The organism is Pseudomonas sp. LAIL14HWK12:I10 (genome assembly GCF_900184205.1).
GTDB classification, from domain to species: Bacteria; Pseudomonadota; Gammaproteobacteria; order Pseudomonadales; family Pseudomonadaceae; genus Aquipseudomonas; species Aquipseudomonas kermanshahensis.
Map to the genome: position 1 here is coordinate 147204 of NZ_FXWU01000002.1, position 15701 is coordinate 162904.

General features: G+C 63.8%; 16 protein-coding genes. 11 read left to right on the forward strand and 5 right to left on the reverse strand.

The genetic code is table 11. The annotated features are described in order from the left end of the window. Nucleotides 1-142 precede the first annotated feature (142 nt). From QOS90_RS04715 to QOS90_RS04725, 3 genes are all read left to right on the forward strand, one after another. Entirely contained in the window at nucleotides 143-1471 is a 1329-nt protein-coding gene (locus QOS90_RS04715; RefSeq protein ID WP_027594609.1) for an MFS transporter, read from the forward strand. A gap of 75 nt (nucleotides 1472-1546) precedes the next feature. After that, nucleotides 1547-2449 (forward strand): dihydrodipicolinate synthase family protein, encoded by a 903-nt coding sequence (locus tag QOS90_RS04720; protein WP_027594608.1) that lies wholly within the window; start codon nucleotides 1547-1549, stop codon nucleotides 2447-2449. A 2-nt stretch (nucleotides 2450-2451) separates the two neighbouring features. Next, nucleotides 2452-3942 (forward strand): aldehyde dehydrogenase, encoded by a 1491-nt coding sequence (locus tag QOS90_RS04725; RefSeq protein ID WP_085272439.1) that lies wholly within the window; start codon nucleotides 2452-2454, stop codon nucleotides 3940-3942. A 127-nt stretch (nucleotides 3943-4069) separates the two neighbouring features. On the opposite strand, the gene QOS90_RS04730 is transcribed toward QOS90_RS04725, so the two are convergent. Both QOS90_RS04730 and QOS90_RS04735 read right to left on the reverse strand, forming a co-directional pair. Then, entirely contained in the window at nucleotides 4070-4540 is a 471-nt protein-coding gene (locus QOS90_RS04730) for an RNA methyltransferase (RefSeq protein ID WP_027594606.1), read from the reverse strand. Between the two features lie 71 nt (nucleotides 4541-4611). Beyond that, entirely contained in the window at nucleotides 4612-4983 is a 372-nt protein-coding gene (locus QOS90_RS04735; protein ID WP_027594605.1) for a YajD family HNH nuclease, read from the reverse strand. A 132-nt stretch (nucleotides 4984-5115) separates the two neighbouring features. Between QOS90_RS04735 and QOS90_RS04740 the strand changes: the two genes are divergently transcribed. Next, entirely contained in the window at nucleotides 5116-5394 is a 279-nt protein-coding gene (locus tag QOS90_RS04740) for a hypothetical protein (RefSeq protein WP_085272440.1), read from the forward strand. A gap of 144 nt (nucleotides 5395-5538) precedes the next feature. Here the strand turns inward: QOS90_RS04740 and QOS90_RS04745 are convergent, their stop codons facing one another. After that, nucleotides 5539-7581 (reverse strand): S9 family peptidase, encoded by a 2043-nt coding sequence (locus tag QOS90_RS04745; RefSeq protein WP_085272441.1) that lies wholly within the window; start codon nucleotides 7579-7581, stop codon nucleotides 5539-5541. A 132-nt stretch (nucleotides 7582-7713) separates the two neighbouring features. Here QOS90_RS04745 and QOS90_RS04750 point away from each other — a divergent pair, with 132 nt between their 5' ends. From QOS90_RS04750 to QOS90_RS04760, 3 genes are read left to right on the forward strand one after another with little or no spacing between them, the layout of a single operon-like run. Continuing rightward, nucleotides 7714-8211, forward strand: a complete 498-nt coding sequence (locus QOS90_RS04750; RefSeq protein ID WP_027594602.1) for a hypothetical protein — start codon at nucleotides 7714-7716, stop codon at nucleotides 8209-8211. Between the two features lie 14 nt (nucleotides 8212-8225). Next, the gene (locus tag QOS90_RS04755) at nucleotides 8226-8999 is read left to right on the forward strand and encodes a class II glutamine amidotransferase (RefSeq protein WP_027594601.1); all 774 of its coding nucleotides are present in this window, start codon (nucleotides 8226-8228) and stop codon (nucleotides 8997-8999) included. A gap of 9 nt (nucleotides 9000-9008) precedes the next feature. Then, nucleotides 9009-9530, forward strand: a complete 522-nt coding sequence (locus QOS90_RS04760) for a DUF2937 family protein (protein ID WP_027594600.1) — start codon at nucleotides 9009-9011, stop codon at nucleotides 9528-9530. 135 nt (nucleotides 9531-9665) lie between these two features. Here the strand turns inward: QOS90_RS04760 and QOS90_RS04765 are convergent, their stop codons facing one another. Further along, nucleotides 9666-10577, reverse strand: a complete 912-nt coding sequence (locus QOS90_RS04765) for a LysR family transcriptional regulator (protein WP_027594599.1) — start codon at nucleotides 10575-10577, stop codon at nucleotides 9666-9668. Between the two features lie 131 nt (nucleotides 10578-10708). On the opposite strand from QOS90_RS04765, the gene QOS90_RS04770 reads away from it, so the two are divergent. Genes QOS90_RS04770 through QOS90_RS04785 form a run of 4 tightly spaced genes read left to right on the forward strand, consistent with a single transcriptional unit; the run spans nucleotide 10709 to nucleotide 14390 of the window. Next, a complete protein-coding gene (locus tag QOS90_RS04770; protein WP_085272442.1) occupies nucleotides 10709-11995 on the forward strand; it encodes an MFS transporter in 1287 nt (428 codons plus the stop codon). A 9-nt stretch (nucleotides 11996-12004) separates the two neighbouring features. Next, nucleotides 12005-12784: a 5-oxoprolinase subunit PxpA gene (locus tag QOS90_RS04775; RefSeq protein WP_085272443.1), complete on the forward strand. Its 780-nt coding sequence runs from the start codon at nucleotides 12005-12007 to the stop codon at nucleotides 12782-12784. Next, nucleotides 12781-13476, forward strand: coding sequence for a 5-oxoprolinase subunit PxpB (gene pxpB, locus QOS90_RS04780; RefSeq protein WP_085272444.1), 696 nt, complete (start codon nucleotides 12781-12783; stop codon nucleotides 13474-13476). The genes QOS90_RS04775 and pxpB overlap by 4 nt, the downstream gene beginning before the upstream one ends. After that, nucleotides 13473-14390, forward strand: a complete 918-nt coding sequence (locus QOS90_RS04785) for a 5-oxoprolinase subunit C family protein (RefSeq protein ID WP_085272445.1) — start codon at nucleotides 13473-13475, stop codon at nucleotides 14388-14390. Before pxpB ends, QOS90_RS04785 begins: the two co-directional genes overlap by 4 nt. 127 nt (nucleotides 14391-14517) lie before the next feature. On the opposite strand, the gene QOS90_RS04790 is transcribed toward QOS90_RS04785, so the two are convergent. Continuing rightward, on the reverse strand, nucleotides 14518-15696 hold the full coding sequence (locus QOS90_RS04790) for a vWA domain-containing protein (RefSeq protein ID WP_027594592.1): 1179 nt from the start codon (nucleotides 15694-15696) through the stop codon (nucleotides 14518-14520). Nucleotides 15697-15701 lie beyond the last annotated feature (5 nt).

A 15701-nucleotide genomic window follows, 5' to 3' on the forward strand; every position in this document is an offset into this window, starting at 1 on the left:
GCTTTGCCCGGCACGGGCGCGCTTTGCCCGAAATTGATGATCGAGATGTCATGTCCGATGACCCGGGGCTGAAGGCTGTTTTCAGTTTCGCGGACGCGCTCGCCTTGAAAACGTGCATGCAGAAGAAGTGGTAGGAACAACAATGACAAGTCCGAATATTTCGATTGAAGATGTACCGATCAACCGTTTTCACCAGTTTTTGACCCTGCGCTCCGGCGGGGGCTCTTTCGTCGATGGGTATGTGTTGAGCATCATCGGCGTGGCAATGGTGCAAATGTCCGCGGGCCTGAGCCTGACCAGCTTCTGGCAGGGCATGATCGCCGCCTCGGCGCTGATCGGCATTTTCTTCGGCGGCTTTTTCGGCGGTTGGCTGACCGACCGCTTTGGCCGCAAGCGTGTGTTTTTCGTCGGCCCGACCCTGTTCATTCTGTCGTCGCTTGCGCAGTTCTGGGTGGAGTCGGCGCTGGCCTTGTTCCTGTTGCGTTTTGCCATCGGCATCGCGGTGGGCATCGAGTACCCGGTGGCCACCTCGCTGCTGGTGGAATTCCTGCCCAAGAAGAACCGCGGCCCGCGCCTGGCCACCCTGACGGTGCTGTGGTTCGCCGGTGCCGCGACCGCCTACATGGTCGGTGAGGCGATCCTGCGCCACGGTGGCGATGATGCCTGGCGCCTGGTATTGGCCAGTGCGGCGGTCATTGGCGCGCTGCTGTTCGCCATTCGCCTGGGCACCCCGGAATCGCCACGCTGGCTGATCAGCAAGGGCCGCTCGGCCGAGGCCGAACAGGTGATCAAGCGGGTCTATGGCAATGGCTTCTCGCTGCGCAACCTGCCGGAAGAACCCAAGGCCCGCAAGCTGTCGTTTCTCAGCCTGCTGCACGCCGGGTATGGCAAGCGCATGCTGTTCGTCACCCTGTTCTGGACCTGTTCGGTGATCCCGGTGTTCGCCGTGTACGCCTTCGCCCCGAAAGTGCTGGGCGCGCTCAACCTCAAGGGTGACTGGGCATCGATCGGTTCGGTCGCCATCACTTTCCTGTTCGTGGTCGGTTGCATCATCGGCACCCGCCTGCTCAACACCCTCGGTCGGCGCACCACGCTGCTGCACAGCTTCTTCTGGTCGGGGCTGGCGCTGCTGGGCCTGGCGGCATTCAGCCATGGCAGCGAGCTGCTGATCCTGGTGCTGTTCGGTGCTTACGCACTGTTCATCGGCGGTGCCCAGGTATTGCAACTGGTCTATCCCAACGAGCTGTTCCCCACCGAAATCCGTGCCGGCGCCGTGGGCGTGGGCACCTCCATGTCGCGGGTCGGTGCTGCTGTCGGTACCTGGCTGGTACCCATCGCCCTCGACAACTATGGCATCGGCGCAACCATGTATGCCGCCGCCGCCGTCACGTTTGTCGGCCTGGCCGTCTCTGTCGCCCTGGCCCCGGAAACCCGTTCATTGAACCTGCAGCAAGCGGCATCGCTGAGCTGAGCTATTCGAAAAGCCGCCGCAGCGTAGAACCGCTGTGGCTTCTACACCCCTGAACGACGCACTGGAGAACCTACCGTGAAATTCGAAGGCATCTACACCCCGGCAATCACTCCGCTGGCTGCGGACGGCTCGATCGACAAGGCGGCGTTCGCCGAAGTACTCGACTACCTGGTCGAATCGAAAATCCACGGCGTGATCATCGGTGGCTCCACCGGCGAGTACTACGCCCACACCGCGCAAGAGCGCATCGAACTGGCCGCCCAGGCCAAGGATGTGCTCAATGGCCGCCTGCCGCTGATCATCGGCACCGGCGCGATCCGCACCGAAGACTCCGTGGCCTTCGCCAAGCACGCCAAGGAAATCAAGGCCGACGCGCTGTTGGTGGGCACGCCGCCGTACGCGCTGCCGACCCAACAGGAAATCGCCCTGCACGTCAAAGCGGTCGACGCTGCTGCCGGCCTGCCGATCATGCTCTACAACTACCCAGGCCGCATGAGTGTGGGCATGGGCGAGGAATTCTTCGATGCGGTCGCCGATGTGAAAAACATCGTCGCCATCAAGGAGAGCTCGGGCGACATGGCCCAGTTGCACCGCCTGGCCATCCAGCGCCCGAACATCCAGCTGTCGTGCGGCTGGGACGACCAGGCCCTGGAGTTCTTCGCCTGGGGCGCGCAGAGCTGGGTTTGCGCCGGTTCCAACTTCATCCCGCGTGAGCACGTGGCCCTGTTCGAGGCCTGCGTGATCGAGAAGGACTTCGCCAAAGGCCGCCGCATCATGGCCGCCATGATGCCGCTGATGGACTTCCTCGAAGGTGGCAAGTTCGTCCAGTCGATCAAGTACGGCTGCGCGCTGAACGGCCTGAGCACCGGTGGCGTGCGCAAGCCGCTGTACGACCTGGATGCCGCCGAGAAGCAGGCACTCGAGCGCGTGGTCACTGAACTCAAGCGCAACATCGCCCAGATCACCGGAGGTGCCTGACCATGGCTGAATTGCTGAGCAAGGAACAGTACGCGGCCATCGCCGCCGACCTGCAACTGCGTACCCAGGCATTCATCGACGGTGAGTTCCGCGATGCCGTCTCGGGCCGTACCTTCGTCACCACCAACCCGGCCACTGGCAAACAGCTGGCCGAAGTCGCCGCCTGCGACGTGCAGGATGTCGACGTTGCCGTGGCGGCGGCCAAGCGTGTCTTCGAAGACGGCTCGTGGTCGAAACTGCAACCCGCTGAGCGCAAGCACATCTTGCTGAAGTTCGCCCAGCTGCTGGAAGACAACAGCCACGAACTGGCGGTTTTGGAAGCACTGGACAGCGGCAAGCCGGTCAGCGAATGCCAGAACGTCGACGTGCCGGAAACCATCCACACCCTTCGCTGGCACGCCGAGCTGATCGACAAGATCTACGACAACACCGCCCCCACCGGCAATGCGGCCGTGACCATGGTGGTGCGTGAAGCCATCGGTGTGGTCGGCCTGGTGCTGCCGTGGAACTTCCCGTTGCTGATGCTGGCCTGGAAGATTGCCGCGTCGCTGGCGGCCGGTTGCTCGATCGTGGTCAAGCCAGCCAAGGAAACCACCCTCAGCGCCCTGCGCGTGGCCGAGCTGGCGCATCAGGCCGGCGTACCGGCGGGTGTGTTCAACCTAGTGCCAGGCGGTGGCCGTGAAGTGGGCGAAGCCATCGGCCGCCACATGGACATCCCGATGGTCAGCTTCACCGGCTCCACCGACACCGGCCGCCTGTTCCTGAAATACGCCGCCGAGTCGAACCTCAAGCGCATCGTGCTGGAGCTGGGTGGCAAGAACCCGGCCGTGGTCATGAATGACTGCGAAGACCTGGACGAAGTGGCCCAGTTCGTCACCGCCGGTGCGTTCTGGAACATGGGCGAAAACTGCTCGGCGTCCTCGCGCCTGATCGTGCACAAGGACGTCAAGGACGAGCTGCTGACGCTGATCGGCAAGCACTTGAAGGACTGGAAGCTGGGCGACCCGCTGGACCCGGAAAACCGCTTGGGGGCGATGGTCAGCAAAGCGCACTTCGAGAAGGTGAAGTCTTACTTGGAATATGCCGCCGAGCAGAAGCTCAACGTGGTGCAGGGCGGTGAGACCGAGCAGGGCGTGTTCGTGCAACCGACCATCGTTGACGGGGTGACGCCTGACAATCGGTTGTTCGTCGAGGAAATCTTCGGGCCGGTGCTGAGCGTGACCAGCTTCGAAACCATTGACCAAGCGATCGAGCTGGCCAACGACACCCTCTACGGCCTGGCGGCTTCGGCCTACACCGGCAGCCTGCGCAATGCCCTGCGCCTGTCGCGGGAAATCCGCGCGGGTGTGGTCACGGTCAACTGCTTCGGCGAAGGCGATGCTTCGACGCCGTTCGGCGGCTACAAAGAGTCCGGCTTTGGTGGGCGCGACAAGTCCATCTGGGCGCACGATCAGTACACGGAGTTGAAGACCATCTGGATCAACGCTTCGTGAGCTGACTGCAGGACGGTGCTGTTCTGACGGAGCTCAGCACCTGGCCGCCTCTGGTGATGCCTCTACCGACCTGGAGCAGCCTTGTGCTGCGAAGAGGCCGGTACAGGCACCCTCAGAGGCGGTTTTTTTACTTGAACTTGGGCCCCGACCGGGTATTCAGCCCTTTGGCCATCCGGTCATACAGCACCACATTCACTGTCGCCGCCAGGTTCATGCAGCCCTGGGTCGGGATGTAGATGGTCTCTTCACACCACCCCCGCACATCCGCATCGAGGCTGCCGTCTTCTGGCCCGAAAATGTAGATGGCGCGATCCGGGTGGGTGTACTCGGGCAGCGGCCGTGCGCCGTCGACCAGCTCTACCGCCACCGGCGTGCAGCCCAGCGGAATGATGCGCTGCAGGTCGTCGATGCCGATCAGCGGGATGTCGTAGTGCACACGTTTGGTGTCGGTGACGAAGTCGCGGGCGCGCTCATACCGTTTGCCGGTGTAGAACACCGAGTTGACGCCGTAGCAACCCGCTGCGCGCATCACCGAGCCGACGTTTTCCGCCGACTTGGGGTTGAACAGGCCGATGCAGCTGTATCGTTTGTTTGCCACGTGCCGGGGCCCTTCGCAAAAAAAGCGCGATTATACGGGCTCGCCGGCCGCAGCGGGGGCTGTGTCGATGGTCAGTCTTTTTTCAGCAGGCCAGCCAGCCCGGCAAACGGGTTATGGGTAGCCTTGGCGATGCTCGGGGTGCTGGTCGAGCCTTCGCTGAAATACTGCTGGTCGGTGTAGCGCGAGTGTTCGTTGTCGTGGCAGTACAGGCACAGCAACTCCCAGTTCGAACCGTCCTGCGGGTTGTTGTCGTGGTTGTGGTCACGGTGGTGCACGGTCAGCTCGCTCAGGCGCTTGCCGGCAAACTCGCGGGCGCAGCGGCCGCACACGTGCGGGTACATTTTCAGGGCCTTGTCGCGGTAGCCCATCTCTTTGTCGCGCTTGGCGTCGGCAAGGATGCGGTCGAGGCGTGCGGTGGCGGCGGAGGTAGAGGCCGAACTCATGGTGTTTCCTTTGTTCTGATCAGGCAAATGACGGTTATGCCACTGAGTCTAGCGCGCTTGCAGGCCAGGCGGACAGGCGAAAGCTTCCATTTAGGCGTAGCCTGTAGGAAGGTTCCCGACAGGAGGTTGCTGATGTTGCATGCGATCCTCACCGCGTTGCTCCTGGCTGGCCTGCCCATTGCCGAAGCCGCCAGCGCGCCACCCCGGCTCAATACACCCGTGCCCGGCGCCCCCGGCACGCCCACGCCTACGCCGTATCCGCAGATCACCCCGAGTACGCCGCCGAAGGCTTATGACAGCCAGCCTGGCGCACCGTTGTTGCCGCCAATGCCGGTGCCTGGGCCGCCGAAGGACCAGCCGTTGCCAGGCTTGCGGCCAGAGCCGGTGAAGCTGCCGGTGGAGGAGGATTAGAGTGACGGTTTTGGGCGGGAAGGGTTTGCCGTGGCATTTGCAGTGTTGCGAAGATCGAGCGCCGCCCGCGCGGCGCTCGGTTTCAAAGCCGCTGCATCCCCAACGGCATGCACCTATAAAACACTGTGCGGTCTCACCTTTGCGCTACACCACCCCCAACTCGCCAAACACGAACGCATACTCCAGCGCCACATCCTTGAGTCCCTGGTACCGCCCACTCATGCCGCCATGCCCAGCCCCCATTTCAGTCTTGAGCAGCAGCAGGTTGTCATCGGTCTTGAGCGTGCGCAGGCGGGCGACCCACTTGGCAGCCTCCCAATACTGCACGCGGCTGTCGTTGTACCCGGCCACCACCAGCATGGCGGGGTAGGCCTGGGCTGTTACGTTCTCGTACGGTGCATAGGCCTTGATGCGCTCATACACCTCGGGCTCTTGCGGGTTGCCCCATTCGTCGTACTCGGTGACGGTCAGCGGCAGGTCGGGGTCGAGCATGGTGTTGAGCACGTCGACGAAAGGTACTTCGGCAATCGCGCAGCGGAACAACTCGGGGCGCAGGTTGAGCACCGCGCCCATCAACAAGCCGCCCGCACTACCGCCGCTGATGGCCAGGCGCTCGGGCGAGGTCACGCCTTCGGCGATCAGGTGCTCGGCACAGGCGATGAAGTCAGTGAAGCTGTTCTGCTTGTGCGCCTGCTTGCCGGCCCGGTACCAGGCCTCACCCAACTCGCCACCACCGCGCACGTGGGCAATGGCAAAGGCCACGCCGCGCTGCAGCAGGCTCAGGCGGGCATGCGAGAACCACGGGTCGAGGCTTTCGCCATAGGCGCCGTAGCCATACAGGTACAGCGGCACGGTCTTGCCCAGGTCTTCGCGGCGGCGCACCAGGCTGATCGGCACCTGGGTGCCGTCCTGGGCGGTGGCCCACAGGCGCTGGCTGACATAGTCGTCGGCATCGAACGCACCCAGCACGGGGGTTTGCTTGAGCACCGCCTGCTCCCCGGTGGCCAGCTCCAGCTGCCGCACCTGGGCCGGGCGGTTGAGCGCTTCGTAGCGCAGGCGCACGCGGGGGCTGACGAACTCAAGGCTGTCCTGCACGTAAAGGCTGTAGGCAGCATCCGGCAATTCGACACGGTAAGCCGCCAGACCCTGGGGGCGTACTTCGATGATCGGCAGGCCACCTTCGCGCAGGCTCAGGGTCAATGCCCCTGCGTTGAGGCTTAGGCCTTCCAGCATTACCTCGTCGCTGTGCGCTACCAGCAACTGCCAGCGATCACGGGTTGGTACGTCATCGGCTGGGGCGTGGTACAGGGCGAAGTTGATGCCGTCCTGGTTGGTGCGGATGAACCAGCGCCACTCGCCATCGAGCTGGCCGTGGTCGGGGAAGTACTCATGGTCTTCGACCCGTGGCGCCAGGCAGGTGAACGGCAGCTGCGGCGTTTCGGCATCAAGTACCCAGGCCTCGCTGGTGGTCTTGCTGTTCAGCAGCAGCACCAACTGGCGTTCGGAGCTGGTGCGGTAACAATGCAGGAAGAAGCGGCCGTCGGGCTCTTCGAACACGGTTGGCGCTCTGCTGCTACCCAGGGTGTGACGACGCAGGCGCCAAGGGCGGTGGGTGTCATCCAGTTCGGCGAAGAACAGCGTCTGGCTGTCATTGGCCCAGGTCAGGCTGCCGTCGCAGTCCTCGAAGGGCAGGGTGGTGATGATGCCGTCGCCCAGGTCCTTGACGTACAGGGTGTAGATCTCGTCGCCGCTGGTGTCGAGGCTGTAGGCCAGCAGGCGATGGTCGGGGCTGACGTTGAACGCCCCCAGTGACAGGAAGCCGCCGTTGGCCAGTGCGTTAGGGTCGAGCAGCAGCTGTTCGCGGCTTTCATCCACCGTGTTGGAGTCGTCAGCCGGGCGCGGGCAGCGGTAGTGGCGCGGGTATTCGTCGCCGGCGGTGGTGCGGGTGTAGTACAGGTACGGGCCCCAAGGGGAGGGCAGCGACAGGTCGGTTTCCAGGATGCGGCCTTTGATTTCCTCGAACAGCTGTTCGCGCAGGGGTGCCTGGTCGGCCAGGCAGGCCTCCTGGTAGCTGTTCTCGGCCTGCAGGTATTCGAGCACCTCGGGCGCGTCGCGCTGTTGCAGCCAGGCGTATGGGTCGGCGGCTTGGTCTGCACGGGCGATGGGGGGCTGGGGCTTGGTGGGCATCGGGGGTCCTTGGCTGAGGGCTTGCGGTGCCTGTTCAGGCCGCTTCGCGGGCAAGCCTGAACAGGGAAGCGCTGTCTGCGCCCTGAAAAGTGTTTATCATAGGCAACTCTTTGCCTGGCTTGCACGAACACCATGACCGAGAACGACTATACCCTCGCCTGGGGCCTGTACGCCCTTGCCGCCCTGGGCTGCCTGTTGGTGGGCTTCAAGCTCACGGGTTGGATGTGGCGCTGGCTGCGCGAACCGCTGCGGGTGATCCTGGCGGTACTGCTGCTGACCCCGACCATCGTCGACCCGGTCAAGGACAGCTTTGCCCCGGCCATCGCCATTACCGCCCTGGACGTGGCCTTCAAGGTCGGCAATAACGCCTGGCGCGCGGTGTCCGATTTTGCCATGTACGGCATGATCGCCTTTGGCCTGTACTTGCTCTTCGTGCTGGTGCGCTGGCCGCTGGAAAAACGTGCCCGTGAGCGCCGCGAGCAAGCCGAAGCCGCGGCCAAGCGCCAGGCCGCCGAAGATGACGAGGTCCGGGTCGACGCCCCGCTGGCGGCCGAGCGCCGCGACCGTTACCGCAATGATCCACCCCCTGCCGCGCCTGCGGGCGGCGGTCGGGTCGAGCCTCGCCTGTAATCGGAGACACGCGCATGTGCGAACTGCTGGGCATGAGTGCCAACGTCCCCACCGACATCGTTTTCAGCTTCACCGGCCTGATGCAACGCGGCGGCCGCACCGGCCCGCACCGTGATGGCTGGGGCATCGGCTTCTATGAAGGGCGTGGCCTGCGCCTGTTCCAGGACCCCGCCGCGAGCAGCGAGTCGGAAGTCGCCAACCTGGTGCAGCGTTACCCGATCAAAAGCGAAGTGGTCATTGGCCACATCCGCCAGGCCAACGTCGGCAAGGTGTGCCTGTCCAACACCCACCCGTTCGTCCGCGAAATGTGGGGCCGCAACTGGTGCTTCGCGCACAACGGCCAGTTGGGCGACTTCAAGGGTGAAGCGACCTTCTATCGGCCCGTGGGCGATACCGACAGCGAAGCGGCCTTCTGCGACCTGCTCAACCGCATCCGCGCGGCCTTCCCAGAGCCGGTAGCCGTGGAACAGCTGCTGCCAGTGCTGGTCGAAGCCTGTGCCGGCTACCGTGGCAAGGGCGTGTTCAACTGCATGCTCAGTGACGGCGACTGGCTGTTCTGCTTCTGCTCGACCAAGTTGGTGCACATTACCCGGCGCGCACCTTTTGGTGCGGCACGGTTGAAAGATGTCGACCTGATCGTCGATTTTCACACCGAAACGACCCCCAATGACGTGGTCACGGTGATTGCCACCGAGGCCCTGACCGAGAACGAGACCTGGGCGCGTTACGCGCCGGGCGAGTGGGCACTGTGGCGGCACGGAGAGTGCGTTTCGCAAGGCCAGAGCTAAGGACGCTGCATGTTCAGAAGTTACCTGCGGTTGTTGCTGTTCACCTTCGGCCTGCTGGCCGGTATCCAGGTTCCGGGGCTGGTAAATGACTACACCCAGCGGGTCGAGGCGCACCTGTTCGAATCACGCCAGGCGCTGGATGGCTTCAAGCAGACGGCCGAACGCTTCTTCAATGGCGACCTCCAGGCGCTGCTGCGGCATTACCGCAGCAGTGATGACCCGGTGTTCAACAGTGATGCCAACAGCATCGAAAGCCTGATGATCCGCAACGAACTGCTGGAAAACGAATGGCAGGCGTTACAAGGGTCGTGGGTGAGCCGTACCTGGCATGTATTGGTACAGCCGGACCCGCAAATGCGTGAAGAAACGCTCAAGGGCTACAGCTACCAGATTCTGCTGGTGCCAGAGGCGGTTGGCTGGGGCATTGGTGCCGGGTTTGTGCTGGCCTTTGTGGTCGAGAGCCTGTTGCTGGCGCTTGGCTGGGTGATCATGGGCGGGCGGCGCCGGGTGGTGAAGGAAAGCTGGCGCTGAGTCATGTAGCGCCTGTGCGGGCCTCTTCGCGGGGCAAGCCCGCTCCCACAGGTTGCCCACTGCTCTCAGGCTCAGTGGGCAACCTGTGGGAGCGGGCTTGCCCCGCGAAAGGGCCGGTAAAGGCAGCGATAATCCCTAGACCAGCACAATCCGTTGCCCACCCACATCCTGCGCATACCGCTCAAGCACCTGCCGGCACACCTCGACCACCTCATCCACCAATGCCACCCCAGTCTGCCAGGCCACCACCAGCTCCAGGCTGGGCGGTGGTTGCAGCCCTTCCAGCAGCACCAATTCCCCCAGGCCTAGCTCCGCATCCACCAAGGCCGGTGGCAGCGCACCCACCGCAAAGCCGTCGCGCAGTAGCCGGGTAATCGCTGCCACTGAATTCACACAGTTCAAGCGCGGTGTTTGCACCCCGGCGCCTTGCAACAGGCTGAGCACCTCCTGGTGCGGCCTCGAGTTTTTCGAAAAGGTCACGATGCGCTCGCGGCCCAGTTCCGCCAGCGAGGCGTAATCACGGTGCTGGAGCGAGCCTGCGGCCACGATCCAGCCCATCGGGTAACGCGCCAGGTCCAGGCTGCGGATCGACTGTTCACGCAGCAGGTCGGTCTGCAGGATCACATCCAAAAAGCCCTTCTGCAGCTGCTCGCGCAGGTTCAGCGCGGTATCAGCCACCAGCTCGATCTCTACCTGCGGGTAGCGCTCGGTCAACGCCGCTACCAACGCGCTCATCCAGGTATGGATCACCGTGTCCATCACCCCGATGCGAATGCGCCCGACCTTGGCCCGGTCGCTGTCCAGCGATTGCTTCATGGCCTTGGCGGTGTCGAGCATACGCTCGGCGTATTCCAGCACCTTGCTGCCCTCCGGGGTCAGGCTGACGCCGCGCGAGTCGCGCAGCAGCAGTTTGACGCCCAGGTCGGCTTCCAGCGCGGCGATGCGGCTGGAGACCGAGGCCTGGGTGGTGAACAGCTTTTCTGCGGTCAGGCGGAAGCTCTTGAGCCGGGCGACCCAGACGAAAGTTTCGAGGAAACGAAGGTTCATGATCAGTTTTTCTTGTTCCAGACCGGCGGTTTTTCTCGTTGGACGCACCTGGCGCGGTCTCTGAACAATGATGCCCAGGCCGCGACGCAATAGGTCGCCCCATAAAACAATACCAACAAGCCGAGGCAAGCATGAACCCCACCGGCGTGCAGCAGCAGGTCGCTTCACCTTCTTCGACCGGGCCTTTCGCCTGGTACCGCGACATCGACAAGCAGCAACGACGCACCTTCTGGAGCTGCAAGATCGGCTATGGCCTGGACGGCATGGACACGCAGATGCTCAGCTTCGTCATCCCCACGCTGATCATGCTGTGGGGCATCAGCACCGCCGAGGCCGGGCTGATCCATACCAGTACGTTGGTCGCGTCTGCCATCGGCGGCTGGGTCGCCGGCATCCTGTCCGACCGTATTGGCCGGGTCCGCACCTTGCAGCTCACGGTGCTGTGGTTCGCGTTCTTCACCTTCCTCTGCGGCTTCGCGCAAAACTACGAACAGCTGCTGATTGCCCGTACCCTGATGGGCTTCGGTTTTGGCGGTGAATGGACCGCCGGCGCGGTGCTGATCGGCGAAGTGATCCGCGCCCAGGACCGTGGCAAGGCGGTGGGCATGGTGCAGTCTGGTTGGGCCATCGGCTGGGGCTTGACCGCAATTCTGTACGCGCTGCTGTTCTCCTGGCTGCCGGCCGAGCACGCCTGGCGCGCGCTGTTTTTGCTGGGGCTGGTGCCGGCCGTGTTCGTGATCTTCGTGCGCCGCCTGGTCAAGGACCCGGAGGTGTACCGCCAGGCCAAGGCGGCTGAGGCGGTCGAAGCACCGTCGCACTTCTACGAAATCTTCGCCCCCGGCATGCTCTGGACGACCGTGCGTGCCTCCTTGCTGACCACCGGAGCGCTGGGCGGTTACTACGCGATCACCTCGTGGTTGCCGACCTTCCTCAAAAACGAGCGCGGCCTCAGCGTGCTGGGTACCGGTGGCTATTTGGCGATGGTGATCGTCGGTTCCTACATCGGCTATGTGGTCAGCGCGTACCTGTCCGACCTGTTGGGCCGCAAGAAGAACTTCATCCTGTTCGCCGTGGGCTCGTTCATCATCGTGCTGCTGTACACGCAGGTGCCGGTCAGCGATGGCGTCATGCTGTGGCTGGGCTTCCCGCTGGGGTTCTTCGCCTCGGGCATCTTCAGTGGCATGGGCGCGTTCCTGACCGAACTGTTCCCCACCCGCATTCGTGGCTCGGGGCAGGGCTTTTGCTACAACATCGGCAAGGTTATCGCCGCACTGTTCCCCTTGCTGATCGGCGTGCTCAGCCAAGAGGTGCCCCTGGGGTTAGGGATTGGTGTTTTCTCGGCCGTCTCGTACGGCGTGGTAATCCTGGCAGCGCTCAGCCTGCCGGAAACACGCGGCAAACACCTCCAGGCGCGGTAAGGTAGGCCTATGAACAGCGACAAGGGAGTCTGTGTGGTGGAACGCCTGCTTCTCAATTGTGACATGGGCGAGAGTTTCGGCAGCTGGCGCATGGGCCTGGATGCCGAAGTGATGCCGTTTATCGATTGCGCCAACATCGCCTGCGGCTACCACGCCGGCGACCCCAGCATCATGCGCCGTACTGTGGAGTTGGCACTGGCCCATGGCGTGACCATCGGCGCGCACCCGGCCTACCCAGACCTGGTCGGCTTCGGCCGCCGCTCCATGGCCTGCAGCCCTGAGGAAATCCGCGACCTGCTGCACTACCAGATCGGTGCGCTGGACGGTATCTGCAAGGTGCTTGGCGGCCGGGTGGCCTACGTCAAACCCCATGGCGCGCTGTACAACGACATGATGGCCGACCCGCTCAAGCTGCGCGCGGTGCTCGAAGCCGTGGCGGCCTATGACAGCGGCTTGCCGTTGATGCTCATGGCCACTGCCGACGACAGTGCGGCACAGGCCCTGGGGGAGGAGATTGGCGTGCCGCTGTGGTTCGAGGCCTTCGCCGACCGCGCCTACACCGCCAGTGGCCACCTGGTCTCGCGGCGCCTGCCCGGCGCCGTGCACCATGACCCGGCGCTAGTGGTCGAACAGGCCGTGCGCCTGGCCCGCGGCGAAACCCTTGTTGCGGACGATGGCAGCGCGTTGCGCCTGCGCGCCAGCACCCTGTGCGTGCACGGCGATAACGACAGTTCAGTGGCCGCGGTGCGGCAGATCCGCCAGGCCCTCGATGCGCTGGAGCACGCATGAAATTGCGCATTGAAGTGGTCGCCTTCGATAGCCTGATGGTGCGCCTGTTCGACACCATCGATGAAGCCAACATGCCGTGGATGCTCGCGGCCAGCCAGCGCTTGAGCGCCGCGTTCGGGAAGCACCTGGTGGACTTGGTGCCTTCCTACACCACGCTGATGGTGCAGTTCGATCTGCCGCCTGGGCAGGCGAGGGCGCTGATCACCCAAGCGCTGGAGGGGCTGCAGCCGGACACCGGCAGCGGTGGCCGTCGGCATGAGATTCCGGTGTGGTACGACGCCAGTGTTGGCCCTGAATTGCCCGTATTGGCGGCGCGCACCGGCCTGAGTGAGCAAGCGGTGATCCGCCTGCACAGCGAGCGCGAGTACCCGGTATTCGCCCTCGGCTTCGCCCCAGGCTTCGGCTTCATGGGGCTGGTGGACGAGCGCCTGGCAGCGCCGCGCCTGAGCACCCCGCGCAAGCGTGTGGCGGCGGGCAGCGTGGGTATTGCCGAGCGCCAGACCGCCGCTTACCCGGCGGTATCGCCAGGCGGCTGGAACCTGATCGGGCGTACCCCGGTGCGCCTGTTCGACCGTGAACGCGAAGGCTACAGCTTGTTGCAACCGGGGGATCGGGTGCGTTTCGTGGCGGTTTCCCACGCCGAGTTCAGGGCGTTGGGGGGGGATGACAGCCCACTGGAGGCGCAGGCATGACGCAGTTGAAGATCGAGGCCAGCACCGCGCTGTGCCAATTGCAGGATGCCGGGCGGTTTGGCGTGCGCCACTTGGGCGTGACCCAGGGCGGGGCCCTGGACTGGGTGGCGATGAATTGGGCCAACTGGTTGCTGGGCAACCCGCTGGGGGCGCCAGTGATCGAGGTGGCGTTGGGCGGATTCAGCGTGGTGGCGGAGCAGGATTGCGTCCTGGCCTTGGCGGGCGCCGACCTGGATGCGCGGGTTGATGATCAGCCCCTGGCGCCTTGGCGCAGCTTTACCCTGGCCAAGGGCCAGCAGCTGACGTTGAGGCAGCCCAAGCAGGGCGTACGCGCTTATCTTGCTGCGCCTGGCGGGTTCCAGGCCGAGGCAGTGCTGGGCAGTTGCGCCACCGTTGTACGTGAAGAGCTAGGCGGCATCGATGGGCGAGGGGACGCGCTTGGCAAAGGTCAGGGGCTGACATTTGCCGGTTCATCCCCGGCCTTGCGCGAAGTGCCTGGGGCGTTGCGGCCTGTGTATTCGGCGAAGCCTGTGCTCGACCTGGTGATGGGCGCGCAGATCGGTGACTTCAGCGGCATGAGCCTGTTTGAAGCGTTCAACAGTGACTGGACGTTGGACAGCCGAGCAGACCGCATGGGGATTCGATTGCTTGGGCCACAACTGGTTTACCAGGGTGCGCCGATGATCTCCGAAGGGATTCCGCTGGGCGCGGTGCAGGTGCCGCCAGATGGGCAGCCGATCGTGCTGCTCAATGACCGGCAGACCATTGGCGGGTATCCGCGGCTGGGGGCGTTGACGCCGTTGGCGCTGGCGCAATTGGCGCAGTGCATGCCGGGGGCGGGGGTGCGGTTCAGGGCGGTGGTGCAGGAGGAGGCTTGGCGGGAACAGCAGGGTTATCTGAACCGTTGGCGGTGAAGCTACCGGCCTCTTCGCGGGACAAGCCCGCTCCCACAGGTAGGGTGCTGTCCTTGAGAACAGCACCCTACCTGGACTGCACTTGAACCTGTGGGCTTGACCCGCGAAGAGGCCGGTGCAAGCGATATCACTTAGACAGGTACCGCATCCCATCCTCCAACCCCTGCAAGGTCAGCGGGTACATCTTGTCCTCGATCAAATCCCGCACCAGGTGCGTTGACGCGGTGTAGTCCCACGCCTGCTTCGGGTACGGGTTGATCCAGATGATCTTCTTGAATTTCTCCATGAAGCGCTGCATCCACACATACCCGGCTTCTTCGTTCCAGTGCTCGACGCTGCCACCAGGCTGGGTGATCTCGTAGGGCGCCATGGCCGCGTCGCCGACGAACACCACTTTGTAGTCATCGCCGTACTTGTGCAGCAGGTCGAAGGTGGAGAACCGCTCCGAGGTGCGCCGTAGGTTGTTCTTCCACACCGACTCGTACACGAAGTTGTGGAAGTAGTAGTACTCCAGGTGCTTGAACTCGGTCTTGCAGGCCGAAAACAGCTCTTCGCAGACTTTGACGTGGGCATCCATCGAACCACCGATGTCGAACAGCAACAGCAGCTTGACGGTGTTGCGCCGCTCCGGGCGCATCTGGATGTTCAGCAACCCGGCGTCGCGTGCGGTGTGGTCGATGGTGCCGTCGATATCCAGCTCTTCGGCAGCGCCTTCACGGGCGAACTTGCGCAGCCGGCGCAAGGCCAGCTTGATGTTGCGCGTGCCCAGTTCGACTTGGTCGTCGAGGTTTTTGTACTCGCGCTGGTCCCACACCTTCACCGCCTTGCCCTGGCGCTTGCCAGCCTCGCCCACGCGGATGCCTTCGGGGTTGAAACCGCCTGAACCGAATGGGCTGGTGCCGCCGGTGCCGATCCACTTGTTGCCGCCGGCGTGGCGTTCCTTTTGCTCTTCGAGGCGTTTCTTGAATTCCTCGATCAGCTTGTCCAGGCCACCCAGCGACTGGATTTGCGCGCGTTCTTCATCGGTGAGCGAGCGCTCGAACTCCTTGCGCAGCCAGTCTTCGGGGATCAGCGCTTCAAGGTGGCGGTCGAGGTTTTCCAGGCCCTTGAAGTAGGCCGAGAATGCTCGGTCGAATTTGTCGAAATGCCGCTCGTCCTTCACCAGGATCGCCCGTGCCAGGTAGTAGAACTCGTCCATGTCGGCGAACACCACGCGTTTTTGCAGGGCATTGAGCAGGTCGAGCAGTTCGCGTACCGACACCGGCACCTTGGCCGCGCGCATTTCGTTGAACAGGTTGAGCAGCATGGCCG

Excerpts from the sequence above, each read along its gene's own strand:
- QOS90_RS04715 (WP_027594609.1), top strand. The coding sequence starts at position 143 with ATGACAAGTCCGAATATTTCGATTGAAGATGTACCGATCAACCGTTTT.
- QOS90_RS04725 (WP_085272439.1), top strand. The coding sequence starts at position 2,452 with ATGGCTGAATTGCTGAGCAAGGAACAGTACGCGGCCATCGCCGCCGAC.
- QOS90_RS04735 (WP_027594605.1), bottom strand. The coding sequence starts at position 4,983 with ATGAGTTCGGCCTCTACCTCCGCCGCCACCGCACGCCTCGACCGCATC.
- QOS90_RS04740 (WP_085272440.1), top strand. The coding sequence starts at position 5,116 with ATGTTGCATGCGATCCTCACCGCGTTGCTCCTGGCTGGCCTGCCCATT.
- QOS90_RS04745 (WP_085272441.1), bottom strand. The coding sequence starts at position 7,581 with ATGCCCACCAAGCCCCAGCCCCCCATCGCCCGTGCAGACCAAGCCGCC.
- QOS90_RS04750 (WP_027594602.1), top strand. The coding sequence starts at position 7,714 with ATGACCGAGAACGACTATACCCTCGCCTGGGGCCTGTACGCCCTTGCC.
- QOS90_RS04755 (WP_027594601.1), top strand. The coding sequence starts at position 8,226 with ATGTGCGAACTGCTGGGCATGAGTGCCAACGTCCCCACCGACATCGTT.
- QOS90_RS04760 (WP_027594600.1), top strand. The coding sequence starts at position 9,009 with ATGTTCAGAAGTTACCTGCGGTTGTTGCTGTTCACCTTCGGCCTGCTG.
- QOS90_RS04765 (WP_027594599.1), bottom strand. The coding sequence starts at position 10,577 with ATGAACCTTCGTTTCCTCGAAACTTTCGTCTGGGTCGCCCGGCTCAAG.
- QOS90_RS04770 (WP_085272442.1), top strand. The coding sequence starts at position 10,709 with ATGAACCCCACCGGCGTGCAGCAGCAGGTCGCTTCACCTTCTTCGACC.
- QOS90_RS04775 (WP_085272443.1), top strand. The coding sequence starts at position 12,005 with ATGAACAGCGACAAGGGAGTCTGTGTGGTGGAACGCCTGCTTCTCAAT.
- pxpB (WP_085272444.1), top strand. The coding sequence starts at position 12,781 with ATGAAATTGCGCATTGAAGTGGTCGCCTTCGATAGCCTGATGGTGCGC.
- QOS90_RS04785 (WP_085272445.1), top strand. The coding sequence starts at position 13,473 with ATGACGCAGTTGAAGATCGAGGCCAGCACCGCGCTGTGCCAATTGCAG.
- QOS90_RS04790 (WP_027594592.1), bottom strand. The coding sequence starts at position 15,696 with ATGCTGCTCAACCTGTTCAACGAAATGCGCGCGGCCAAGGTGCCGGTG.